Below are 23551 nucleotides of genomic sequence, written 5' to 3'. Positions count from 1 at the left end.
GAGCAGGACAGGCAACGCCGATCCGCCGCCTGGGCGGACCGGCGTATGACCGCCTGTCACAGCGAGGTTCACCGATGCGTGTGTTAGCTTGCGAGCCGTGGCCAGGGTGGTGAAGCGGGCGTTCAGATACCGCTTTTACCCGACCTCCGGGCAGGCGGCTGAGCTTGCCCGGACGTTCGGGTGTGTCCGACTGGTCTACAACCTGGCGTTGCAGGCCCGGACCGAGGCGTGGACGCTGCGTCAGGAGCGGGTGAACTACAACGCCACCAGCGCGCTGCTGACCGGGTGGAAGAAGACCGGCGAGCTGGCGTTTCTCAACGAGGTGTCCTCGGTGCCGTTGCAGCAGGCGCTGCGCCACCTGCAGGTGGCGTTCACCAACTTCTTCGCCAAGCGGGCGAAGTATCCGACGTTCAAGTCGAAGAAGCGTTCGCGTCGTTCGGCGGAGTACACCACCAGCGCGTTCCGCTTCCGGGACGGTCGGCTCACCCTGGCCAAGATGGCCGAGCCTCTCGACATCGTGTGGTCGCGGCCACTGCCGGAGGGAGCATCGCCGTCCACGGTCACCGTGTCCCAGGACGCCGCGGGCCGCTGGTTCGTGTCCCTGCTCTGTGAGGACCGGGTCGAGCAGGCCCTGGCCTCGGCGGCGGTCGGTGTCGACGCCGGTCTCGACAGTCTGCTTACCCTGTCGACCGGCGAGAAGATCACCAACCCGAAGCATGAGTGCCGGGACCCGGCCGCGCTCGTCCGCGCCCAGCGCAACCTGGCCAGGAAGGAGAAGGGGTCCGCGAACCGGGCGAAGGCCCGGCTGAAGGTGGCCCGCGTGCATGCCCGGATCAGCGACCGGCGCAGGGATCACCTGCACAAGTTGAGTACTCGGCTCGTTCGTGAGAACCAAACGATCGTGGTCGAGGACCTGACCGTCCGCAACATGATCCGAAACCATCGCCTGGCCCGCGCCATCAGCGACGTGGCCTGGCGGCAGTTCCGCACCATGCTCGAATACAAGACCGACTGGCACGGCCGCACCCTGGTCGTCATGGACCGTTGGTTCCCGTCGTCGAAGCTGTGCTCGGCCTGTGGTGCGCTCGCTGCGCGGATGCCGTTGCACGTGCGGTCGTGGACCTGCCGGTGCGGGCAGGCCCACGACCGTGACGTGAACGCGGCCCGCAACATTCTCGCGGAGGGGCTCTCCGTGATCGCCTGTGGAGGCGGTGTAAGACCTCAACGAGAGTCCTCTCGGACGGGGCAGTCGTCGGTGAAGCAGGAAACCCGGCGGGCGACCGCTGGAACCCCCCCCGCCCGTAGGCGCGGGGAAGATGTCAAGGCTGTGCGGGGACCTGGTCCGGGTCGACGAGCATGACCCCGACCCCGCGGAACGTGCGCAGGTACCGCGGCTGGGTCGCGCTCTCGCCGAGCTTGCGGCGCAGCCAGGACACGTGCACGTCGATCGTCTGGTCCTCGCCGGAGCTGTCGGGCCGCTGCCACACCTCGGTCAGCAGCTCCCGCCGGCTGACGACCCGGCCGGCCCGCTGGGCGAGGTACGCCAGCAGGTCGAACTCCTTCTTCGTCAGCTGCAACGGCTGGCCGCCGATGGACGCGAACCGCTGCTGCGGGTTGACGTGCAGCGTGCCGATCGTCACGCCGGCCGGCACGGCGGCGGGGCCGGTGGTGCCCTGCCCGCGGCGCAGGACCGCGTTGATCCGCGCCGACATCTGGGCGCTGGAGAACGGCTTCGTCACGTAGTCGTCGGCGCCTGCGTCGAGCAGCCGGATGATGTCGCGCTCCGAGCGCCGGGCGGTGGCGACGATGACCGGCGCGTTGGAGATGCCGCGCAGCATCCGCAGCACGTCCAGACCGTCCATGTCGGGCAGCCCGAGGTCGAGGATGACCAGGTCGGGCGGGTCTGTCGCGATGACCCGCAGCGCGGACCCGGCGTTGCCGACCGGACGCACCACGTGACCGGCGTCGGTCAACGCCCTGGACAGGGCGCCGGAGACGGCGACATCGTCCTCGACGAGCAGGATCAGCGGCATGGCAACACGGTAACCGCCGGGTTTGCCATGTGGAGCGGGGCGGGTGAGAAGATCTGCCGGTGCGGGTCAGACATGCGGCGGTGCCGGTGCTGCTGTGGTGCCTGGCGACCACGGCGAGTATCGGCGTCGCGTCGCTGGCGCTGCGCCCCGTGCTGCGCACGGCCGTGCCGTCCGACTCGCTGCCTGTGCCGGCCGCGGAGGCGCGCGGGCCGGGCGACCTGATCCCGCAGCCGGGCCTGCCGCCGCTCACCACGCCGGTGTCGCCGCCCGCGGCCACCGGCGCCGCCACCACGCCCGGCGCGACCTCGGCGGTGCCGCGCACGTCGGCGGCCGCCACTCCGAGCGTGAAGGTCACCACCGCCGCCCCCGCCCGCGTCGTCGACGGCTGGACCGTGACGACCGGTGCCGACGGCGTCGACACGTACCTGCGCTCGTTCCGGTCCGAGGGCGGCGACGCGGTCATCCGCATCCGCGACGGCGTCGTCTCCGTCGTCACCGCCACGCCCCGGGGCGGGTACTCCGTGTCGCGGGCGCAGACCGAGCCGAGCCGGCTGGTCGTCCAGTTCATCTCCGCCGGTGGCGAGGCCGCCTACCTCGTCGACGCGATGTGGTGGCAGGGCGCCCCGCACGGCACCGTCACCCGCATCGGCACCTGACCGCCTCGACCGGGCGTGCTACACAGGTTGTCATGGTCGATGTCGGCGAGGTCACCAGCGCGGTCGTGCCGTTCGTCTCGGCCGCGGTCGGCGCGTACGGCACAGCGGTCGTCCAACGCGTCGTCGACCAGGCGGGCGACGCCACCGCGGAGGCGGGCATCGGTGTCGGGCGGCGGGTGCTGCGGCGGCTGTTCCGGTCCGGCCGCGGCCAGCAGATCGAGGAGGCGGTGACGGACCTCGGGTCCGCGCCCGATGACGAGACCCTCGCCGACCTCGTGCGGGCGCAGGTGCGCGCCGCGCTCGGGGGCGATCCGGAGCTGGCGGCGGAGATCGCCGCGATGCTGCCCGCCCGCCCCGGCGTCACCATCACGAACTCCCGCGGTGTCCAGGCCGGCGACCACAACGTGCAGACCAACCACTTCAGTGCGTGACCGGTGCGTGATCTGCCGGAAAACTGTTATCGGCGGCCCCGGAAAACGTCGCAGCGATCAGGGCAAATCTTAAAGTTCGTCTAATGCTCCCCGCAGGTCCGGGCGCTTACCGTCGATGCGTGACCACCGCCCGGACGGTCGCGGGACCGCCACCCGCCACCATGCCGCCGCTCGCCCACCGGGCCCGCGGCGGGGGCGTCGTGTCCACGGGTCTGCCGGGGATGCGCCCGCACCCCGCAGACCACACCGCGGCTGCCCCCAGCGCCGCGGCGCCGTCGGCCGGGGCCGCCACCCCGACCGCGGCGGACCTCCCTCCCCGCCGCGGCAAGGGTGGTGGCCGATGATGTCGAACCAGCCCGCCGAGGCCCCGCAGGCGGAAGCCGCGGAAGCACCCGCCACCGAGGCCCCGCAGACGGAAGTCGCGGAAGCACCCGCCACCGAGGCCCCGCAGACGGAAGTCGCGGAAGCACCCGCCACCGAGGCCCCGCAGACGGAAGCCGCCGAAGCACCCGCCACCGAGACGCCGGCGGAGGAAGCCGCGGCGACAGAGGCAACGGAAGCCCCGAAGGCTTCTGAGAGCGCGGATTCCACCAGTACCGCGGAAGCAGCGGCAACCGGGGAGACCGAGGAGCGCGGGCGGGACGCCTGGCGCCGGGTCGGGGCGGTCCTCATCGTGCTGGTCGGCGCGTTCGCCGTCGTGGTGCTCTGGGCCAGACCCGCGCACGAGCCGGCGGCACCCACGGGCCAGCGCAGCACCGCACCGGTCGCGGTGACCTCGCTGAACCCCACGGACATCGCGTACCTGCAGCTGATGATCTCCCTGAACACCAGCGCCGGGCAGCTGTTCGACCTCATCATCACCGGCGGCGACCCGGTGCTCACGCCGATCGCCAGGACGGCGGCCGACGGTCACCGGGCCGAGCTCGCCGCGCTGCGCAAGGCCCTCGCGGACGGCGGCGCCGTCGAGGACTCCAGCATCCATGCCGGGCACGACCTGCCCGGGATGGTGGTCGACGCCGACATGGCGGCGATCCGCGCCGCGCCCGCCGCCCAGCAGCCGGCGAAGGCCCTCGAGGTGCTCCGCGACCACCTGACCGGCACCACCGCGCTGTGCGGGTCGGAGGCGAAGAACGGCGCCGACCCGGCGACCAAGGCCGCCGCCCAGCAGGTCCTGGACGCGCACGGGAAGCTGCTGGCACAGCTTCCCACGATGTAACTTTCGCCCGTCACGCCCGGCTGACCTGCGGTTTTCCTCGTACCGTGGCGACGGCGACGACACGTGCGAGCGCCCGCTCCTAGCGTCTGCCTGCACTGCCACGACTCCCGTCCTGGTGGCAGTGCCGACTGAGGAGGGTGTGGTGAGAAGACTCTGGGCCGCCGTCGCGGCCAGCAGCTTGGCGGTCGTCGGCGCGGTCGCCGTCATCGGGCTCAACAGCACGGCGTCGGCGGCCGTGGGAGGCACCGGCACGGGCTACCTGAGCACCCGCGGCAACCAGATCATCGACGCCGGCGGCAACCCGGTGCGCCTGACCGGGATCAACTGGTTCGGCATGGAGACCGACAACAAGACGTTCCACGGCCTGTGGGCCCGCCCGTGGCGCGACCACATCGACCAGATGGCGAGCCTCGGCTACAACACGCTGCGTGTGCCCTTCTCCGAGGACGCCCTGAAGCCCGGCGCGACCGCCAACAGCGTCGACGGCTACACCAACCCCGACCTGCAGGGCCTGACCCCGCTGCAGATCCTCGACAAGGTCGTCGCCTACGCCGGCACGAAGGGCATGCGCATCCTGCTGGACCGGCACCGCCCGACCAGCGCGGGGCAGAGCGCCCTCTGGTACGTGTCGGCGACGCCGGAGTCGACCTGGATCAGCAACTGGCGTTCGCTCGCCCAGCACTACGCCAACAACCCGACCGTCATCGGCGCGGACCTGCACAACGAGCCGCACGCGGACGGCACCGACCCCAACGGCACCGGGTCGTGCTGGGGCTGCGGCGACGTGAACCGGGACTGGCGCCTGGCCGCGGAGCGCGCCGGCAACGCCATCCTCGAGGTCAACCCCAACTGGCTCATCGTCGTGGAGGGCGTCAGCTGCCCCAGCGGCGGCAACGCCAACGCGTGGGACAACATCCCCGACGAGCCGTGCGGCTGGTGGGGCGGCAACCTGTCGAAGGCCGGCCAGTTCCCGGTCCGGCTCAACAAGCCCAACAAGCTCGTCTACTCAGCGCACGAGTACGCGAACTCCGTCTACCACCAGGCGTGGTTCGACGACCCGTCGTTCCCGAACAACCTGCCCGCGATCTGGGACCAGTTCTGGGGCTACATCGAGAAGCAGAACATCGCGCCGATCCTGGTCGGCGAGTTCGGCTCGACGCTGCAGAACCCGCAGGACGTGGTGTGGCTGAAGAAGCTCATGGAGTACATGGGCACCGGCGTCACCGGCATGGACTTCACCTACTGGTCCTGGAACCCCAACTCCGGCGACACGGGCGGCATCGTCGGCGACGACTGGAAGACGGTCAACCAGCAGAAGCAGTCGATCCTGCAGCCGTACCTCATCCCGCCCGTCGGCGGCACGAACCCGACCGGCTCGGTCTCGCCCTCGGTCTCGCCGTCGGTCTCGACGTCGCCGTCCGGCAACACGGGCACCGGCTCCTGCACCGCCACCGTCCGCATCGACAACGCGTGGCAGGGCGGCTACCAGGCGGCCGTCACGGTGAAGAACACCGGCAGCGCCGCGGTCAACCCGTTCTCCATCACGTGGACGGTCCCGTCGGGCGTGACCCTCGGCAGCGGCTGGAACGCCACGGTGACCCAGTCGGGCACCACGTTCACCGCGGCCGGCCCCTCGTGGTCGCCGTCCCTCGCGGCGGGCGCGTCGGTCTCGGTCGGCTTCACCGCCAACGGCCCGTCGACCCCTGGCCCGAGCAACATCAAGCTCAACGGCGCGGCCTGCTCGTAGAGCGGCCGGCATTCAGGCGGGGCCCGGAGATCGTCTCCGGGCCCCGTCGCCGTTACCGCCCGGCTTCCAGCCGAAGAACGCGCGAATCAGGAGCCGGCGCCGGCGCGTCAGGAGTGGATGCGGTAGCGGGCGACCAGGTCGTCCATGACCTTGTCGAGGCGGTCGTCGACGGTCTGGCGGGCGGGGTCCTCGTCGAACCAGGCGACGATCTCCCGCGCCCCCACGTGGAAGGGGACGGTGGCGACGTAGTCGGGGACGAGGGCGCGCAGCTTGCTGTTGTCGAAGACCATCGAGTGGGCCTTGTCGCCGAGGAGGCCGGCGCCCCAGTCCGGGTCGGCGGCGGCGATCGCGTCCGACGGGACGTGGACGAGCTTCGCGGTGACGCCGAGCGCGGCGGCCATGTGCTCGGCGATCTGGTTCCAGGTGAGGACGTCGTCGCCGGTGATGTGGAAGACGTCGCCGATGGCGCGGGGGTGGCCGAGCAGCGGGACGAAGCCCCGGGCGAAGTCGGTGTGGTGGGTGAGGGTCCACAGGGACGTGCCGTCGCCGTGGACGACGACCTCGCGGCCGGCGCGCATGCGGGCCGGGACGGTCCAGCCGCCGTCGAAGGGCACGAGGGTGCGGTCGTAAGTGTGCGAGGGGCGCACGATGGTGGCGGGGAACCCGGACTCCCGGTACTCCCGCACGAGGAGGTCCTCGCAGGCGATCTTGTCGCGGCTGTACTGCCAGAAGGGGTTGCGCAGCGGGGACGACTCCACGACGGGCAGCCGGGCCGGTGGGGTCTGGTACGCCGACGCGGAGCTGATGAACACGTACTGCCCGGTCCGGCCGCGGAACAGCTCGATGTCCGCGCGCACGTGCTCGGGCGTGAAGGCGACCCAGTCCACCACCGCGTCGAAGGACAGGCCGTCGAGCGCGGCGCGGGCGGACGAAGGGTCCCGGACGTCGCCGCGCAGGACCGTGACGCCCGGCGGGAGCGGCCGGGTCGTGCTGGTGCCGCGGTTCAGCACGTGCAGGTCGATGCCGCGGGCGACGGCCAGGTCGGTGCAGGCGGAGCTGATGATGCCGCTGCCGCCGATGAAGAGGACCTTCATCCTCAGCTCTCCACCCAGCCGTGGGTCCGCGCGAAGCTCACCAGGTGCTGGCGCGCCTGCGAGATCTGGCTGCCGGTGAGCGACGGGACGTGCTGGATGAGCAGCTCGGTCACCTCGGCGGAGAACTCGCGGCTGCTGAGCACGTCGCACAGGCCGTCGTCGTCGCCGGGCTCGGCGTCTTCGTCGTCGTGGTGCACGGGGCGCGACGGCCGGGCGTGCTCACGGCGCGCGGGAGCGTCGAGGATGCGCACGGTGGCGACCTTCAGCCCTCGCTCGCCCTCCTCGACCTCGTACTCGACGCGCATCCCCGGATGCACGAGGTGCCGCTGCTCGCCGAAGTCGTTGGCGTGGACGAACACGTCCTCGCCGCCCGCGTTGGGGGCGATGAACCCGTAACCACGCACCTCGTCGAACCGCAGAATTCTGCCTGTCTCCACCACGACCACCACCAGCCATCGAACCGGCCCGCGTCCGCTGGGGTCCGGCACATCAGAGCATAGGACCACCGAGGAGCTTCTTCTGCACCTTGCCCATGGCGTTGCGCGGGAGCGCCTCGACCAGGTGCACGACGCGCGGCCGTTTGTGCACGGAGAGTTGCTTGGCGACGAAGTCGACGAGGTCATCCGGGAGCAGCGCCGCGCCGGGGGCGGCGACGACGTAGGCGGTGACCGCCTCGCCGAGGTCGGCGTGCGGGGTGCCGATCACCGCCGCCTCGCGGACCGCGGGGTGCGCCAGCAGGGCGTCCTCGACCTCGCCGGCGCCGATGCGGTAGCCGCCGGACTTGATGAGGTCGGTGGAGGCGCGTCCGACGATCCGGTGCCGGCCGTCGGTGGTCTTGCGGGCGATGTCGCCGGTGCGGAACCAGCCGTCCACCAGGTCGGCGGGCTGGTGCACGTACCGCCGCAGCAGCATCGGACCGCGCACCCACAGGTCCCCGATGTCACCGTCCGATGCCTCGACGCGGGTCTCGACGCCGCGGACGGGGACGCCGACGTCCCCCGGAAAGCGGGCTCCGTCGAAGCGGCCGCTGATCGTGATCAGTGTTTCTGTCATGCCGTACCGCTCGACCGGTGCGTGGCCGGTCAGTGCGCGCAGGCGCTCGAAGACTGGCACGGGAAGGGCGGCGCTGCCGGAGACGAGCAGCCGCGCGCGGGACAGCGCCCGGGCCGCGGCCGGCTGCGCGCAGACCCGCGACCACACGGTCGGCACGCCGAAGTAGAGCGTCCCACCGGCCGCCGCATACCGCTCGGGTTGCGGTTTCCGCGTGTGTACGAGCGGCGAGCCGGCCCGCAGCGCGCCGAGCACCCCGAGGACCAGGCCGTGCACGTGGAACAGCGGCAGGCCGTGCACGAGCCGGTCGTCGGGCGTCCAGTCCCACGCGTCGGCGACGGCGTCCACGCCGGCCTCCAGCGACGCGTGCGTGTGCACGACGCCCTTGGGCGCGCCGGTGGTGCCGGAGGTGTACATGATGAGCGCCGGGGACTCGGGCGCCGGCGTGGGCAGGCTGATCGACGAGCGCCGGGTGACGTCGACGGCGTCCAGGACGACCGACGCGCCCGAGTCGGTGAGGATGTGCGAGCGCTCGGCCGGGCCGGCGTCGGACGGCACCGGCACGACGGCGGCGCCGGCGAGGAGGCCGCCGACGACCGCGACGACCGTCTCCAGGGACGGGGTGGCGTCGACGGCGACGGTGGCCGCGCCGTGCACGTCCGCGGCGACCGCGAGGGCCGCGCCGAGCAGGGCCTCGGAGGACAGGGCCCGGCCGTCGACGGTCACCGCGTCGGGCCGGTCGGCGGATCCCGGGCCGGTGGTGCCGGCGAGCAGGCGCATGACAACCATCCTCCCATTTCGTGATCCGACGGTGTCTTGACACCTTCATTTGTGAGCGTTAACACTGTCCCGGAGCAACACCCCCGCCGCGGACTTGAAACGATTCCCTGTTTTCAAGTCGCTCCATGACCAAGACACCCACAGATTTCCGCCGCCACCGTTGATAGCGCTCACACGAGCCGTCACCGGGCGCTGCACCCTGCGTACACCGTGGAGGACACCCCAGATGAAGGTCACCAGAGCACTGGCCGCCGCGGGCCTCAGCCTCGCCGTCGCGCTCAGCGTCACGGGCTGCGGCTCCGCCGAGAAGACCGCCGACAAGGAGGCGGGTGCCGCCGCCGGTGCGGGCAGCCTCATCGGCGTCACGATGCCGACGAAGTCCTCCGAGCGGTGGATCGCCGACGGCAACAACGTCAAGGCGGCCCTGGAGAAGCTCGGCTACAAGGTCGACCTGCAGTACGCGGAGAACGACATCCCGACCCAGGTCAACCAGATCGAGAACCAGATCACCAAGGGCGCGAAGCTGCTCATCATCGCCTCGATCGACGGCACCGCCATCACGACCCAGCTGCAGCAGGCCGCGGACAAGAAGATCCCGGTCATCGCCTACGACCGGCTCATCCGCAAGTCGCCGAACGTCGACTACTACGCCACCTTCGACAACTACAAGGTCGGCGTGCAGCAGGCCACGTCGCTGCTGGTCGGCCTGGGCCTGAAGAAGGAGGACGGCTCCGACGGCACCGCCACCGGGCCGTTCAACATCGAGCTGTTCGCCGGCTCGCCCGACGACAACAACGCCACCTTCTTCTTCAACGGCGCGATGGACACGCTCAAGCCGTACATCGACAAGGGCACGCTGGTCGTGAAGTCCGGGCAGACCGACTTCAAGACCGTCGCCATCCTCCGGTGGGACCCCGCCACGGCGCAGAAGCGCATGGAGGACATCATCACCAAGACCTACACCGGCGGCACCAAGGTCCAGGGCGTGCTGTCCCCGTACGACGGCCTGTCGATCGGCATCCTGTCGGCGCTGAAGAGCAGCGGCTACGGCACCGCCGGCCAGGCCTACCCGATCGTCACCGGCCAGGACGCGGAGAAGGCGTCGGTCAAGTCCATCATCGCCGGTGAGCAGTACGCGACGATCTACAAGGACACCCGCAAGCTCGCCGACGTCACCGTGAAGATGGCCGACGCGGTCCTCAAGGGCGGCAAGCCGGAGACCAACAACACCAAGGACTACGACAACGGCGTGAAGGTCGTCCCGTCGTACCTGCTGGAGCCGGTCGTGGTCTACAAGTCCAACTACAAGGCGGTCCTCGTCGACTCCGGCTACTACACCGAGAGCGACCTCAAGTAGCCATGTCCCAGGCTCAGTCCGACGTAATCCTGCGGATGCGCGGCATCACCAAGACGTTTCCCGGCGTTGCCGCGCTGCAGGATGTGAACCTCGAGGTCCGCCGCGGGGAGATCCACGCGATCTGCGGTGAGAACGGCGCCGGGAAGTCGACCCTCATGAAGGTGCTGTCCGGCGTGTACCCGCACGGCTCGTACACGGGCGACATCCTCTTCGAGGACGAACCCTGCCACTTCGGGGGAATCCGCGACAGCGAGCGGCGCGGGATCGTCATCATCCACCAGGAGCTGGCGCTCATCCCGCACCTGTCGATCGCGGAGAACATCTTCCTGGGCAACGAGCGGGTCCATCGCGGTCTGATCGACTGGAACCGCACGAACGCCGACGCCGGCGCGCTCCTGCGCCGGGTCGGCCTGCGGGACAACCCGGTGACCCCGGCGATGGACCTCGGCGTCGGCAAGCAGCAACTCGTCGAGATCGCCAAGGCGCTGTCCAAGGAGGTTCGCCTGCTCATCCTGGACGAGCCGACCGCGGCGCTCAACGAGTCGGACTCCCAGCACCTGCTGGACCTGCTGCGCGAGTTCCGCGAGCGCGGCATCACCTGCGTGATCATCTCGCACAAGCTCAACGAGATCGAGGCGGTCGCCGACACCACCACGATCCTGCGTGACGGCCGCACCATCGAGACCCTCGACATGCGGGGCAAGGGCGTGACGGAGGACCGCATCATCTCCGGCATGGTCGGCCGGGACCTGTCGCACCGCTTCCCGCCGAGGGTGTCGCATGAGGTGGGCGACGAGGCGCTGCGGATCGAGGACTGGACCGTGCACAGCCCCACCCAGCACGGACGGGTCGTCGTCGACCGGGCGTCGTTGTCGGTGCGCCGCGGCGAGATCGTCGGGCTCGCCGGGCTCATGGGCGCCGGCCGCACCGAGCTGGCGATGAGCGTCTTCGGGCGCAGCTACGGCGTCGGCATCAGCGGCCGGGTGTACAAGGACGGCGTCCCGGTCGAGCTGCGGACCGTCGGCGACGCGATCGCGCACGGCATCGCGTACGCCACCGAGGACCGCAAACGGTACGGCCTCAACCTCATCGAGGACATCCAGCGCAACGTCTCCGGCGCGGCGCTGCCCCGCATCGCCAGGGGTGGCTGGGTCGACGAGAACCGCGAGTTCCGGGTCGCCGAGGACTACCGGCACGGCCTCAACATCAAGGCACCCGGCGTCGGCACCGTCACCGGGACGCTCAGCGGCGGCAACCAGCAGAAGGTCGTGCTCGCCAAGTGGATCTTCACGGACCCTGACGTGCTGATCCTCGACGAGCCGACCCGCGGCATCGACATCGGCGCCAAGTACGAGATCTACACGATCATCAACCGCCTCGCCGACGAGGGCAAGGCGATCCTGGTCATCTCGTCCGAGCTGCCGGAGCTGCTCGGCATCTGCGACCGCATCTACGCCCTGTCGGCGGGCCGGGTCACCGGCGAGCTGCCCCGCGCCGACGCGACCCCCGAGCGGCTCATGCAGCTCATGACCAGCGTGAAGGAACGTTCATGACGACCATCGTGGAGGCACCCGACACGGAGACCGTGGCGCCGACCCGCTTCTCGGTCAACCTGCGCCAGAGCGGCATCTACATCGCGTTCGCCGCGATCGTGGTCCTGTTCGAGGTCCTGACGTCCGGCTCACTGCTGGAGCCGCAGAACATCTCGAACATCGTCGTGCAGAACTCGTACATCCTGATCCTCGCCATCGGCATGATCCTGATCATCATCGCCGGGCACATCGACCTGTCCGCGGGCTCGGTCGTCGCGGTCACCGGTGCCGTCGCCGCGGTGCTCATGGTCGACCTGGACGTGCCGTGGCCCGTCGCGATCCTGGCCACCCTCGCCGTCGGGGCGCTCATCGGTGCCTGGCAGGGGTTCTGGATCGCGTACTTCGGCATCCAGGCGTTCATCGTCACGCTCGCCGGCATGCTCGTCTTCCGGGCACTCACCATGACCGTCCTGGGCAACCAGGGCATCGGCCCGTTCCCCGACGACGTGCGGACCCTCGCCAACGGGTTCACGCCCGGCTTCCTGCGGAACGTGGGCCTCGGCGTGCTCGGCGGCGCGGACCTCTTCACGCTGCTCGTCGGGCTGGCGTCGGTCGCCGGGATCGTGGTCGTGCAGTGGCGGGCCCGGCGCGGCCGCATCGGCTACGGGCAGGCCGTCGACAGCCTTCCGGTGTTCGTCGCGAAGATCGCCGGCGCCTCGGTCGTGCTGATGTTCATCATCGTGCAGCTGGCCCGCTTCAAGAACCTGCCGTGGGTGCTGGTCCTGCTCGCCGCGCTCGTCCTGCTGTACACGCTGATCTCCCAGCGCACCGTCTTCGGCCGGCACATCTACGCCGTCGGCGGCAACCTGCAGGCCGCCGGGCTGTCCGGCGTCAAGGTCAAGTCGGTGACCTTCTGGATCTTCGTGAACATGGGGCTGCTCGCCTCGATCGCGGGCATCATCTTCGCCGGCCGGCTCAACCAGGCCGGCCCGACCGCCGGCAACGCGTTCGAGCTGGACGCGATCGCCGCGGCGTTCATCGGGGGCGCGGCGGTGCAGGGCGGCGTCGGGAAGGTCGTCGGCGCCATCACCGGCGGCCTGATCATGGCCGTCATCAACAACGGCATGTCCCTCATCGGCTCCCCGAGCGAGCGCGTCATGCTCGTGAAGGGTCTGGTGCTGCTGGCGGCGGTGGCGTTCGACGTCTGGGCGAAGCGGCGCGCCGGCCGCTCGCGCTGAGGTTCCCCCGGTCCGCGGCCTGGGCGGGACGCGAACCGGCGGATGGGAGGCCCAGGGGACGCTGACGGTCCCCTGGGCCTCTTTGCCTCTTTGCTTCACCCGGGTTTGATTCACCCGCGTGCTGGCGGGCATGAAGGAACGGGTGAAACGACACGACGTTGATCGGATCGCCGACCCGTGGGGGCCGCGCACTCCGTACCGGGCCGGCGGCACCTGGCCGGTCAGGGTGGACTCGTACCTGACCTCGCCGGAGGTCGACTCGTGGCACCAGTCCGCGCGGAGTACCCGCTGCTGCTGACGACCGGGCGCAGCGCCTACCAGTTCCACACCCGGACGAAGACGGCCCGCGCGCCGCAGCTCAACGAGGCGGCCCCGGACCTGTGGGTCGAGGTCAACGCCGCCGACGCCATGGCTTCCGGCATCCGCGACGGCGATCTGGTCGCGGTCACCTCACCGCGCGGCACGGTCCGGGCGCCCGCCCGCATCTGCGGCATCCGGCCCGGGGTGGTGTTCATCCCGTTCCACTACGGCTACTTCGACGCTTCGGGGTCCTTCGACCGGGCGGCCAACGAGCTGACCGTCACCTCCTGGGACCCCGTCTCCAAGCAGCCGCTCTTCAAGGTCACGGCGGTCCGTCTCGAGAAGGTGGTGTGATGCATCTCGGTCACTATCTCGGCCTGCTGCACCGCTCGCAGACCTGCCTCGCCGACGCCTTCCGGGAGGTCGCCTCGGAGCACGGCGACGAGCCGGACGTGCACGCGCTGTGCACCCGGCTGGCCGCCCAGTGCGACGCGCACGCATCGCAGCTCGCGCCCTTCGCGTCACGGTATGCGGCGGAGGCACCCGACGAGCCGGACCGGCTCCATTCGACCCTGTTCACCGGTACGCGCAGCGGCGGGCTGGGCCTGCTGCGGGACCTGCACGACCTGTACCTCATGGCGGCCGAGTGCGACATCAGCTGGACCGTCGTCGGCCAGGCCGCCCGCGGCGTGCGGGACGAGGACCTGCTGCGGGTCGTGGAGCGCTGCGAGGGCGAGACCGCCGTGCAGCTCAAGTGGCTGCGGACGCGCATGCGCCAGGCCGCGCCGCAGGCGCTCGTGGTCGCCTGATTCTCAGTCCACCGTCCACACGATCGCGGGCGGGCGGACCCGGGCACACACCGGGTCGCCCGCCGCGTCGGTCAGCCTCAACCGCCCGTGCAGCGTGCCGGCCCCGTCGTGTGCCGCCCGCAGCACCTCGGTCGGGACGTCGCCGAACATGAGCTTCGCCCGGCGGAACATCGCGAACTCGTCGCCCGTCACCGCGCCCCAGCTCAGGTAGAGAAACCGTGCCCCGGGCCGTCCGTGCACCCACGGCCCGCCGACGTCGAGCAGCCCGTCGACCTCCCGGCTGGTCACCTCCAGGTCCCAGGCCGCGTCCGCCGCGTCGGCCCGGACCCGGTCGACCACCTCGGCCTTCCGCTGCACGCCGACGTGCACGTTGTGCAGCCGCAACGCGTCGGCGCCGGGGCGCCGCCCCGGCAGGTCGGTGCCCTCGATCCGGATTCGCACACCCCTGACTGTATGCCGCTCTTTGTGTTGTACGGCCTACAGCGCCGCTATGGACGCGGGGGCCCGCTCGTGCCGGGTGAGTGCCCTGACCACCGGCAGCGCCCCGTGCCGCCACACGGCCAGCCGGCCGAGCAGCTCCACGGTGGCCGCGGCGGCCTCCGGCGGCAGTTGCGGCGTCGGTACGTCCAGGCTCACCGCCAGGTCGTCCACGTGCACGACGAGCTCCAGCACCCGGGTCAGCAGGAAGTCGTCGACCGCCAGCCCCCACTTCCCGATGTCCACGATCCGCTCCGGATGCTGCACCGGCACGGCCGTGCGCAGCTCGTCCAGCGCCGCGTCCACCTCGGCGGCCAGCTCGGCGGCGCTGGTCAGCGCGGCGGCCTCCTCACCCCGCGTGCGGATGAGCACGTTGTCGTCGCTGTCCCGCCCCGACCCGACCCAGCCCGCGCCGGTGAAGTGGTCGAGCACGGGGACGGCGGACTCACCCGGCGGCCCCGCGAGCAGCGTCAGGGTCCTGGTGACCTGATTGGCGAGGTGCCGGGCCAGCCCACCGACGGTGAACCCGGGCAGCGCGCTCGGCTCGCCCCACCGCTCCGCCACGGCCGGCTCCCGCAACAGCCCCGCGGCGGTGTCACTGGCATCGAGAAACGCGGATCGCATCATCCGCCGATCCTATTCGGCGCCTGGTCGGCGGACTGTCCCGCGACGGCCTGGTCCAGCGCACCACGACCCACGCGCCCGCCGCGCCCGCCTGGTCCGCCTCACTCCCGCCGGCCAACCAGCGCCCGACCGGCCGTGCACCCGACGCCCTGGCGACCGACCCCGGCTTCACCGCCGAACACCTCGACGACCTCCTGCACCCGCGCCTCCGGCCATGACCCCGCCAATGCCCGCCATCCAGTGATGATCTACATTCCGTACCGGCGTGGCGTCGCGGGGAGCGGGAGAGCGCGTGAACAGCTGGCATCATGCGGTCTCGGCGGCGCGCAGGTGGGGCGGCGCCCCCGAGGACTACATCGAGATAGAGGAGTTCATCGATTCCTCAAAGAAGATCATCGGGGACGTCCGGCACCGGTCGCTCTACCACCACACCGAGGGCGTCTGGCTGTGCCAGCGCATCTTCGGCCGCACCATCGAGGTCTCCCGGAGCGGCGGCGGGACGGTGCAGGTGCCCGTCCGGCTGATCGCGGAGCGGCACGTCCTGGAAGACCTCGGCTGGCTCCCTTCGCCGGCCGACTACATCGCCGGCATGCCGATCGCGCCGTGGATGTCCGGCGCGCAACGCAAGCAACTCCCGCTGTCCCACCTACTGCAGGGCGAGCCCCAGACCCAGGAGCCAGTCGAATGACCCACTTCAACTTCCTCGGCATCCCGGTCGCCGGGACCATCACCCCGCCCGACCCCGTGGTGGAGCAGCGCCCGCTGTCGGACCTCGAACCGCTGATCCGCGCGATCCTCGCCGACGACGCGATCGTCGAGTTCGGCTGGACGCAGTACACGCCCTACTTCAACGACGGCGATCCGTGCGTGTTCAGGGTCAACACGCCGTGGTTCCGAACCCCTGAGGACCCGGTGCTCGACCCGCAGCTGACCTACCAGCTCCGGATCGGCGGTGGGAAACACCCGTCGCTCGGCCGCCGGGAGTATTCGTGGGTTGAGGGTGTGCGGACGTACGGCGCGTACACCGGGCCGGACGAGGAGCGGTTCGACCGGGCCCTCGCGCTCAGCCACGCGCTCGAGAGCGAGGCGTTCAATCAGGTGCTGCTCGACGCGTTCGGCGAGCATGCCCACATCACCGTCCGGCGCGACGGCATCACCGTGGACAGCTACTCGCACGAGTAGCACCGGCCGTCACCGGCCCGGACACCGGCGGGTTCCGGCCGGCGCCCTCGATTGCGAGCCGCGGCAGCTCGCCGGGTTCGCTGAGGCTGCCGGTGTGATCCAAGGACGGTTCTGGTCGTGCGGGCGGCCGGATCCGTCCTTCGATCATCCGTTGTGGGGGCGACCTGTGCGGGGTGTGGTGGCTGGGGTTGCCTGAGCGGGCGACCGGGGTGTGCCGCCGGGTCCAGCGGCGTGGCGTCGGCCGTCATGGCTGTGATGGGGTGGCATCGTCGGCGATGCGGGGCCTCTCCTGCTTGATCCGCTGTGCCCGGTCGGCGGTGGTGGAGGTTCGCCCGGGGGCTTGCCGGGTTCGCTGAGGCTGCCGGTGTGATCCAAGGACGGTTCTGGTCGTGCGGGCGGCCGGATCCGTCCTTCGATCATCCGTTGTGTGGGCGACCTGTGCGGGGTGTGGTGGCTGGGGTTGCCTGAGCGGGCGACCGGGGTGTGCCGCCGGGTCCAGCGGCGTGGCGTCGGCCGTCATGGCTGTGATGGGGTGGCATCGCTGGTGATGCGGGGCCTCTCCTGCTTGATCCGCTGTGCCCGGTCGGCGGTGATGGAGGTTCGTCGGGCGTCCGGATGGATGTCGAGGCCCGGCACGATGGGCTGGCGCGCGGTCGCGTGGGTCAGCCGCGGTACAGCTCGACTGCGGAGAGCTGGCCGGCGGGCTGGACCGTGTTGGAGGAGATGAGGATGCGGACGTAACGCTGCTCGCCTGAGCTGACACTGAGCGTGGCGCGCTGGCCGCTGGCAGGGTCGAAGCGGCAGGCGGCGCCCGGGATGAGGACGCTGAAGGTGGCGCCGTCGAGGCTGCCGAGGACCGTGACGGTCTGGGTGCGGGCGGGCCAGGCGGACGACGGGGGCAGGCGCAGGACGATGCGGCGGATCGCGACCGGGGCGCCGAGGTCGACCTGGATCCACTGGGGTAAGGCGTTGTTGCGGCTCTCCCAGTAGCTCATCGGGTCGCCGTCGGTGGTGCGGCTCGCCACGTACGACTCGGTGTGGCTGCTCTCCGTGGCCGGCCTGCCCCGCGCGGCGTCGGTGCCGGTGTCCAACGGCAGCGGCGGCGTGCCCGTGGTCGAGGCCGTGACGCTGGGGCCGGCCGCGGCGGACGCCGACGCCTGGGCGGAGCCGCGGGGCGAGGCGGACGTGCTGGCCTTCGGGGAGGCGCTGCCGCTCGCCGAGGCCACCGCCGCGGACGGGATGCCGGGTGCGGTGCCGGGGGCGGTCGCCGTCTGCGGCTCGGCGGCGCCGGCGAGGTCGGCGCCTTCGCCGCCGCGCGGCCAGAACGCGACCAGCCCCGCGACCGCGAGCAGCACCACGACCACCGCCGCGGCGGCCAGCAGGGCCAGGCCGTTGCGGGTGCGGCGGGCCGCGGCCGGCGGGTCGGGCGGCAGCGGCGCGGGCGGCATGGGCAGCAGGTCGGCGCGCTGGAACTCGCGTGCCTGCCCGTTGGTCACGCCGCCGCCGGGGTGCCGGTCGGCGAGCTCCCGCTCGGCGGCCTCGCCCCACGCCGACGAGGTGCCCTCCACGACGAGGTCGACGGCGGCGGGGATGTCCGACAACAGTGCGGTGAACATCGCCGACAGCGGTGGCCACACCAGGTCGTCGATCGCCTCCCCGGCGCTGCCGACGACGACCCGGTAGGCACCCGGCCGCTCCTCGCCGGCAAACGAAGCCGGAACCGAAGCCGGAACCGAAGCCGGAACCGAAGCCGGAACCGAAGCCGGAACCGAAGCCGGAACCGAAGCCGGAACCGAAGCCGGAACCGAAGCCGGAACCGAAGCCGGGACCGAGGCCGGGGACGAAGCCGGGACCGAGGCCGGGGACGAAGCCGGGACCGAGGCCGGGGACGAAGCCGGGACCGAAGGACCACCGGAGCGACCCGCATCCACAGCGGCGAAGGACTCGGTGACGGCAGCAGCGGCCCCACCGGCAGCCGCCGCGTCAGCCAATGAGGCGCGGCCCTTCGCGGGTGGCGGGGGAGGGCCGGGGAACGCATGGATCCCGCCGCCGCTCAACCGCACCTGCCAGCCCATGTCCATCGCATACGTGGCGGGGGTGAGCTGCCGCAGCGACGCGTGCGGCGGGGACGACGCCAGGACCTCCTCGCCGCCGTCGGGGGTGAGGCGCAGCAGCCACGCGGGCTCGGCCCAGACGGGCCGGCGGTGGACGTCGAGGGCGAAGACCACGATCGACCCGGCGGGCGTGTGCAGAGGCACCCCGTTGACCAGGTGGACGGGCTCGCCGAGGCGGGCCGCGGCGGTCGAGGCGACCACCCGGCCGGCGCCCTGGCCCGCGCCCAGCGGCACGAGGTCGGCGACGCGCCGCACGCGGGTCGGCAGCGCGGCCATGGCCAGCGCGAGCTGCTCGCCGGTGAGGGCCGGGTCGAGCAGCAGCCGTGGCCGGGACGGGTCCACGGCGACGGCGAACTCGACCCCGTCGAACGCGGCCGCCGAGCCCACCGGGCCCGGGGACAGCAGCCAGCCGGCGGGGACGGGCTGGGCGATGACCGTGGCAGGCCACAGCGGCGCGGAGCCCTGCCAGTCGGGGGCGGGCCAGCGCGGGCCGAGGGGCTCGGCGGGCCGGCCGGGCCGGTGCCGCCACCAGCCGCCGCCGGCGTCGGTCGTGGCCATCACCCCGCTGGGCGTCTGCACGACCGGCCCGTCGGGCGCGACGACGGGCCGGCCCAGCTCCGCGGCGAGGTCGGGGCCGAGCGGGCCGGCCGCGAGCAGCACGACGCGCGCGGCGTCAGGCGGCACCGCCGCGGCGAGGTCCGAGGCCGTGACCGAGACGGCGGGGGCGACCACCACGGCCAGCCACCCGTCGGGCACCACGGGGAAGCCCGGCACGTCGCCGGCGAGCACGCACCGATCCACCCTGCGGATCAGGTCCGAGCTCGCCGACGTCATGCCAACAAGCTACCGCGCGGGTATGACAGGAACGCTAACGCACGTAGATGACCGGCGCCGGCGGCGTGGCCATGCCGCTGCCGATGAAGTACGACGGGTGTGGCGGCTGGTTGTAGGCGGTGTTCTGCCACGCGATCGCGCACCGGTACTGCGGGTCGTGCATGAGGGTGAAGAGCCGCGTCGACGTCGGGTCGGGCGTGCTGTAGATGCGCAGCGCGGTGTTGTCCGACGTCGGCCAGATCACCTCCTCCCGCCAGTCGCCGAGGATGTCGCCGGACAGCGACGGTGTGGACTTGGTGCCGTTGTTGGAGTGCACGTTCGACGCGGTGAGCAGGCGGGTGTCGCCGGAGGTGCCGTACTTGTCGATGTGGGTGCCGTCGAGGAGTTCGCGGGTGGTGTCGCCGTCCCACCAGGCGAGGAAGTTCGTCGAGCTGGGCTTGCGGGTGGCCACGACCGTACCGCGCGGGTTGCGGACGCCGTCGGCGGCCGAGGACCAGGATTCGGCGCCGGCGCTGCCGGCCCAGATGTCGCCGGAGACGCCGCGGCCGTTGTCGCCGTTGGCCGGGGTGGTCCACAGGATCTGGCCGGTGCGGGCGTCGGCCATCCAGGAGGAGGGTTTGCTGCCGTCCTCGTCGACCTTGAACTCTTCCAGGCCGGGGCGGGACGGGTCGAGGTCGCCGACGTGCAGGGCGTCGCCGTGGCCGTTGCCGGTGTTCCACAGGCGGTTGCCGTTGTCGTCGACGGCCATCGACCCGTAGATGATCTCGTCGCGGCCGTCGGAGTCGACGTCGGCGACGGAGAGCTGGTGGTTGCCCTGCCCGGCGTAGGCGCTGTTGCCGGAGCTGTTGCTGTCGAACGTCCAGCGCCGCGTGAGTGACCCGTTGCGGAAGTCCCAGGCGACGATGACCGACCGGGTGTAGTAGCCGCGGGCCATGATCAGCGATGGGCGTTGCCCGTCGAGGTACGCGGTGCCGGCCAGGAACCGGTCGACCCGGTTGCCGTAGCTGTCGCCCCAGGACGAGACGGTGCCGCGCGGGACCACGTAGTCCACGGTGGACATGGCGGCGCCGGTGAGGCCGTTGAACATGGTGAGGAACTCCGGGCCGGACAGCACGTAGCCGGAGCTGTTGCGGTAATCGGCGGAGGCGTTGCCGATGACCCGGCCGGTGCCGTCGACCGTGGCGTCCGCGGTCTTCATCGCGACCTCAGCCTTGCCGTCGCCGTCGTAGTCGTACACCTGGAACTGCGTGTAGTGCGCCCCGGCCCGGATGTTGCGGCCGAGGTTGACCCGCCACAGCCGCTGCCCGTTGAGCCGGTACGCGTCCACGTACACGACCCCGGTGACCCCGGACTGCGAGTTGTCCTTGGCATCGGCCGGGTCCCACTTCAGCACGATCTCGTACTGGCCGTCGCCGTCCAGGTCGCCCACGGACGCGTCGTTGGCGGTGTACCCCGAGCCCGGTGAGGAGATCGGCACGTCGAGGTACCCGTTCGCGAAGCGCAGCGACGCACCCGACGCGGTCTGCTCGGTGCCGCCGACCACGGCACGCACCGTGTAGGAGGCGTCCGCGGCCGCACCCGCGTCGAGGTAGTTCGTGCCGGTGGAAACCGTCGCGATGCGGGTGCCGCCGCGGTACAGGTTGAACGCGGTCGACAGGGCCTCGGTGCCGAGGAGGCGCCAGGAGACGAGGTTGCCGCTGCCGGACCGCACGGAGATGAGGCCGCGGTCCAGGTCCTCCATCTGCTTGGCGTTGCCCGTCGGAGGTGGCGGCGCCGAAGAAGAAGGCGGTGGCGCGGACGACGACGTGGGAGCTCCCGTGCAGGTGACACCGTTCAAGGCAAAGGAAGAAGGCGACGGGTTACTGCCCGTCCACGTGCCGTTGAAGCCGAACGACACCGTCGCCCCGGTCGCGATCGGCGCGTTGTAGCCCACATCGGAAGCCCGGGTCTGGCCGCCGCTGGTGGTGACGGTCGCGTTCCACGCCTGGGTGACCGTCTGCCCGGCCGGGAACGTCCAGGCCAGGGTCCAGCCGTTCACGGGGTCGCCGAGGTTGGTGACGTCGACGTTCGCGCCGAAGCCGCCCTGCCAGGAGTTGGTCACGGTGTACGTGACGCGGCAGCCGGACGCGGCGGCCGAAGCCACGGTGACGGCGGCGGCGACCGCCGCCGGTCCGGCCGCGATGACGGCGATGACGGCAACAGCCCGCCGTCGATGGGGGATGAGGCGCACGATCCGCTCCTCGCTGCGAGAAAGCACAGGCGGCCGGGCGAATCGATGTCACAAGTGCCCGACCCGGGACGGCGAGACCGTAGTCCCGGTGTCCAGGGCCGGGCAATGCATCACCACGCGTCAATGCGCGGAGCGGTCCGTGGAGGCCGAAACTTTCAGGACAGCCGGAAGGACTGCGCCGCCGTGCCGTTGCAGGTGTACTGCACGAGCTGCACGCTGTCCGCGGTCGACGCGGCCGGCACGTCCAGGCACTTGCCCGAGAGCCGGCTCACGAAGTGGTACCAGCCGCCGCCCTCGGCCACGGGCTGCCACTGCTGGTTGGTGCCGCCGCCGTAGGTCCATGTCTGGATCGGCGCGTTGTCGGCGCTCGACACGTTGGTGATGTCCAGGGCCTGGGCGCTGTTGCCGCGGTTGTTGATCCGCACGAACCCGCCGCTGGTCGGCTGGAACTGGAACTGCTGCGCGTTCGACCCGTTGCACGTGTACTGCTGGATCGCCGTGCCGTTGGTGGTGCCGGCCGCCCGCGCGTCGACGCACTTCGAGGAGTTCTTGTTGACGACGCTGTACCAGGCGGTGGGCGAGATGGGGCCGGTGCTGGAGGAAGCCGACGGGGTCGGCGACGTCGGCGTGCTGCCCTGCCCCGCCAGCCAGAGGATCCCGTCGATGATCCAGCGGTTCTGGTCGGCGCTGGCGAACGTCGACGACGTGCGGGTGTTGGTGGAGTAGTTCATGCCGTTGTGGCCGAAGTTGGCGTACAGCATCTTGTAGTTGCGGTTCGTCCACAGGATCGGGTAGTAGCCGCTGTACCAGGACTGGTTGGGGTCCGTGCCGACCGGGAAGCTGCTGGGATCGACCGAGGCGAGGATGTCGATGGCCGGGTTCTGCCGCAGGTCGTTGCTCCACGAGTACCACTCGCTGACCGCGGACCGGAACGTGGCCGGCAGCCGTACCGTCGACGGATGCGTCCGGTCCTCGACCTTCAGCGTGACCGCGGTCGGCCCCCACGTGTTGGTCCGGAACGCGCCCGAGCCGAGGAACGTGTTGTAGTACCAGCTCCACGAGCCGGGGTCGGTGGTGAACGCGCTGACGTGGAAGCCCATCCAGGCGCCGCCGCTGTTCATGTACTGCTGGAACGCGGCCCGCTGCCCCGACGGCGGCGCGTCGTCGAGGAACATGATGACCTTGTACTGGGCCAGGCTGCCGGTGTTGAGCCGGCTCCAGTCGGTGGTCGCCTCCCAGGTGAAGCCGTTCTGCGCGGCCTGCGCCGGGAACCAGTCCCGGGCCTCCTTGTCGAAGTCGATGTGGGCCGCGTCCCAGGTGCCGTTGTAGAAGGCGAGCACCTTGAACGGGGCGGCGGCGGCCAGGGCGGGCCTGATGACCAGGCCCACCCCCAGCGCGGTCACCAGGGCGAGCGCGGCGAGCACGAGGCGTCGCGCGCTCAAGGGGAGCTTCTTGAGCACGAGGGGTCCTTCGGTAGGCGGGAGGGGATGGGCGGATCCGCTCCCCTCGCATCATCAGCCATCGATGACGCCGCCACAAGGTAAACAAGCCTAATAGTTAAAGTAAGTCTCCAATTAAGTCGTCGTCGCAGGTGGTACCAGGGTGTCGGGCATGGATGTCGGTGAGCGCCGGGCTTTCGTCGCCGCGGTGGTCGGCGTGGCGGCCGGGGCTTTCGCCACGCTCTGGTACCCGTATGTCATCGTCCTCGGCGTCGCGGCCGTGCTGGTCGCGGTGATGAGGCGGTCGCGCGAACTTAGCCTCGATCCACCGAGGGGCATCGAGATGTGACGAGTCGGCGGGTATGGGAAATGCCCTCTGGGCTGGGATGATGGGAGTTCTCTAGGCTT

General features: G+C 71.2%; 23 protein-coding genes. 14 read left to right on the top strand and 9 right to left on the bottom strand.

Annotated elements, in window-relative coordinates; genetic code table 11:
• Window positions 1-97 precede the first annotated feature (97 nt).
• Window positions 98-1360: an RNA-guided endonuclease InsQ/TnpB family protein gene (locus tag ACFY3L_RS34160; protein ID WP_389333599.1), complete on the top strand. Its 1263-nt coding sequence runs from the start codon at window positions 98-100 to the stop codon at window positions 1358-1360.
• On the opposite strand, the gene ACFY3L_RS34155 is transcribed toward ACFY3L_RS34160, so the two are convergent.
• Entirely contained in the window at window positions 1320-2033 is a 714-nt protein-coding gene (locus tag ACFY3L_RS34155) for a response regulator transcription factor (protein ID WP_389333596.1), read from the bottom strand. The two genes, ACFY3L_RS34160 and ACFY3L_RS34155, sit on opposite strands and share 41 nt — an antisense overlap.
• 59 nt (window positions 2034-2092) lie before the next feature.
• Between ACFY3L_RS34155 and ACFY3L_RS34150 the strand changes: the two genes are divergently transcribed.
• The 5 genes from ACFY3L_RS34150 to ACFY3L_RS34130 all read left to right on the top strand — a co-directional run bounded on the left by ACFY3L_RS34150 (window position 2093) and on the right by ACFY3L_RS34130 (window position 6083).
• A complete protein-coding gene (locus tag ACFY3L_RS34150; RefSeq protein WP_389333593.1) occupies window positions 2093-2689 on the top strand; it encodes a DNA mismatch repair protein MutL in 597 nt (198 codons plus the stop codon).
• 32 nt (window positions 2690-2721) lie between these two features.
• Window positions 2722-3120, top strand: coding sequence for a hypothetical protein (locus ACFY3L_RS34145; RefSeq protein WP_389333590.1), 399 nt, complete (start codon window positions 2722-2724; stop codon window positions 3118-3120).
• A 119-nt stretch (window positions 3121-3239) separates the two neighbouring features.
• Window positions 3240-3464 carry a hypothetical protein gene (locus ACFY3L_RS34140; RefSeq protein ID WP_389333587.1) on the top strand — a complete coding sequence of 75 codons (225 nt, stop codon included), beginning with the start codon at window positions 3240-3242 and terminating at the stop codon, window positions 3462-3464.
• Complete coding sequence (locus ACFY3L_RS34135; protein WP_389333584.1) at window positions 3461-4336, top strand: hypothetical protein; 876 nt, start codon at window positions 3461-3463, stop codon at window positions 4334-4336. The genes ACFY3L_RS34140 and ACFY3L_RS34135 overlap by 4 nt, the downstream gene beginning before the upstream one ends.
• A 139-nt stretch (window positions 4337-4475) precedes the next feature.
• Window positions 4476-6083, top strand: a complete 1608-nt coding sequence (locus ACFY3L_RS34130; protein WP_389333581.1) for a cellulase family glycosylhydrolase — start codon at window positions 4476-4478, stop codon at window positions 6081-6083.
• 107 nt (window positions 6084-6190) lie between these two features.
• Here the strand turns inward: ACFY3L_RS34130 and ACFY3L_RS34125 are convergent, their stop codons facing one another.
• Genes ACFY3L_RS34125 through ACFY3L_RS34115 form a run of 3 tightly spaced genes read right to left on the bottom strand, consistent with a single transcriptional unit; the run spans window position 6191 to window position 9007 of the window.
• The gene (locus tag ACFY3L_RS34125) at window positions 6191-7177 is read right to left on the bottom strand and encodes an SDR family oxidoreductase (RefSeq protein WP_389333578.1); all 987 of its coding nucleotides are present in this window, start codon (window positions 7175-7177) and stop codon (window positions 6191-6193) included.
• A gap of 2 nt (window positions 7178-7179) precedes the next feature.
• Window positions 7180-7617: a cold shock domain-containing protein gene (locus ACFY3L_RS34120; protein ID WP_344504391.1), complete on the bottom strand. Its 438-nt coding sequence runs from the start codon at window positions 7615-7617 to the stop codon at window positions 7180-7182.
• 49 nt (window positions 7618-7666) lie between these two features.
• Window positions 7667-9007: an AMP-binding protein gene (locus tag ACFY3L_RS34115; RefSeq protein WP_389333575.1), complete on the bottom strand. Its 1341-nt coding sequence runs from the start codon at window positions 9005-9007 to the stop codon at window positions 7667-7669.
• Between the two features lie 226 nt (window positions 9008-9233).
• Here ACFY3L_RS34115 and chvE point away from each other — a divergent pair, with 226 nt between their 5' ends.
• The 5 genes from chvE to ACFY3L_RS34090 all read left to right on the top strand — a co-directional run bounded on the left by chvE (window position 9234) and on the right by ACFY3L_RS34090 (window position 14243).
• Window positions 9234-10364 (top strand): multiple monosaccharide ABC transporter substrate-binding protein, encoded by a 1131-nt coding sequence (gene chvE / locus ACFY3L_RS34110; protein ID WP_389333572.1) that lies wholly within the window; start codon window positions 9234-9236, stop codon window positions 10362-10364.
• A gap of 35 nt (window positions 10365-10399) precedes the next feature.
• Window positions 10400-11917 carry a multiple monosaccharide ABC transporter ATP-binding protein gene (gene mmsA, locus ACFY3L_RS34105; RefSeq protein ID WP_389333569.1) on the top strand — a complete coding sequence of 506 codons (1518 nt, stop codon included), beginning with the start codon at window positions 10400-10402 and terminating at the stop codon, window positions 11915-11917.
• Window positions 11914-13134, top strand: coding sequence for a multiple monosaccharide ABC transporter permease (gene mmsB, locus ACFY3L_RS34100; protein WP_389333566.1), 1221 nt, complete (start codon window positions 11914-11916; stop codon window positions 13132-13134). The genes mmsA and mmsB overlap by 4 nt, the downstream gene beginning before the upstream one ends.
• A gap of 261 nt (window positions 13135-13395) precedes the next feature.
• The gene (locus ACFY3L_RS34095) at window positions 13396-13788 is read left to right on the top strand and encodes a molybdopterin dinucleotide binding domain-containing protein (RefSeq protein WP_389333563.1); all 393 of its coding nucleotides are present in this window, start codon (window positions 13396-13398) and stop codon (window positions 13786-13788) included.
• A complete protein-coding gene (locus tag ACFY3L_RS34090; RefSeq protein WP_389333560.1) occupies window positions 13788-14243 on the top strand; it encodes a hypothetical protein in 456 nt (151 codons plus the stop codon). The genes ACFY3L_RS34095 and ACFY3L_RS34090 overlap by 1 nt, the downstream gene beginning before the upstream one ends.
• Before the next feature lie 3 nt (window positions 14244-14246).
• Here ACFY3L_RS34090 and ACFY3L_RS34085 read toward each other — a convergent pair whose 3' ends face one another.
• Window positions 14247-14684, bottom strand: coding sequence for a DUF5990 family protein (locus tag ACFY3L_RS34085; protein WP_389333557.1), 438 nt, complete (start codon window positions 14682-14684; stop codon window positions 14247-14249).
• A gap of 36 nt (window positions 14685-14720) precedes the next feature.
• The gene (locus ACFY3L_RS34080; RefSeq protein ID WP_389333554.1) at window positions 14721-15347 is read right to left on the bottom strand and encodes a maleylpyruvate isomerase N-terminal domain-containing protein; all 627 of its coding nucleotides are present in this window, start codon (window positions 15345-15347) and stop codon (window positions 14721-14723) included.
• Window positions 15348-15636: 289 nt separating this feature from the next.
• Between ACFY3L_RS34080 and ACFY3L_RS34075 the strand changes: the two genes are divergently transcribed.
• Complete coding sequence (locus tag ACFY3L_RS34075) at window positions 15637-16032, top strand: DUF6915 family protein (RefSeq protein ID WP_389333551.1); 396 nt, start codon at window positions 15637-15639, stop codon at window positions 16030-16032.
• Window positions 16029-16526: a hypothetical protein gene (locus tag ACFY3L_RS34070; protein WP_389333548.1), complete on the top strand. Its 498-nt coding sequence runs from the start codon at window positions 16029-16031 to the stop codon at window positions 16524-16526. The genes ACFY3L_RS34075 and ACFY3L_RS34070 overlap by 4 nt, the downstream gene beginning before the upstream one ends.
• A gap of 662 nt (window positions 16527-17188) precedes the next feature.
• Here the strand turns inward: ACFY3L_RS34070 and ACFY3L_RS34065 are convergent.
• The 3 genes from ACFY3L_RS34065 to ACFY3L_RS34055 form a co-directional block, all read right to left on the bottom strand.
• Complete coding sequence (locus tag ACFY3L_RS34065; protein WP_389333545.1) at window positions 17189-19474, bottom strand: discoidin domain-containing protein; 2286 nt, start codon at window positions 19472-19474, stop codon at window positions 17189-17191.
• Between the two features lie 34 nt (window positions 19475-19508).
• Complete coding sequence (locus tag ACFY3L_RS34060; protein ID WP_389333543.1) at window positions 19509-21704, bottom strand: cellulose binding domain-containing protein; 2196 nt, start codon at window positions 21702-21704, stop codon at window positions 19509-19511.
• A gap of 155 nt (window positions 21705-21859) precedes the next feature.
• The gene (locus ACFY3L_RS34055) at window positions 21860-23146 is read right to left on the bottom strand and encodes an RICIN domain-containing protein (RefSeq protein WP_389333540.1); all 1287 of its coding nucleotides are present in this window, start codon (window positions 23144-23146) and stop codon (window positions 21860-21862) included.
• Window positions 23147-23315: 169 nt separating this feature from the next.
• Here ACFY3L_RS34055 and ACFY3L_RS34050 point away from each other — a divergent pair, with 169 nt between their 5' ends.
• Complete coding sequence (locus tag ACFY3L_RS34050; RefSeq protein WP_389333537.1) at window positions 23316-23492, top strand: hypothetical protein; 177 nt, start codon at window positions 23316-23318, stop codon at window positions 23490-23492.
• Window positions 23493-23551 lie beyond the last annotated feature (59 nt).

Origin of the sequence: Dactylosporangium sp. NPDC000521 (assembly GCF_042898305.1) — a bacterium.
In the GTDB taxonomy this organism is placed as follows: Bacteria; Actinomycetota; Actinomycetes; order Mycobacteriales; family Micromonosporaceae; genus Dactylosporangium.
Note: the sequence above shows the minus strand (reverse complement) of the source record. Positions and strands in the feature narration are given on the sequence as shown.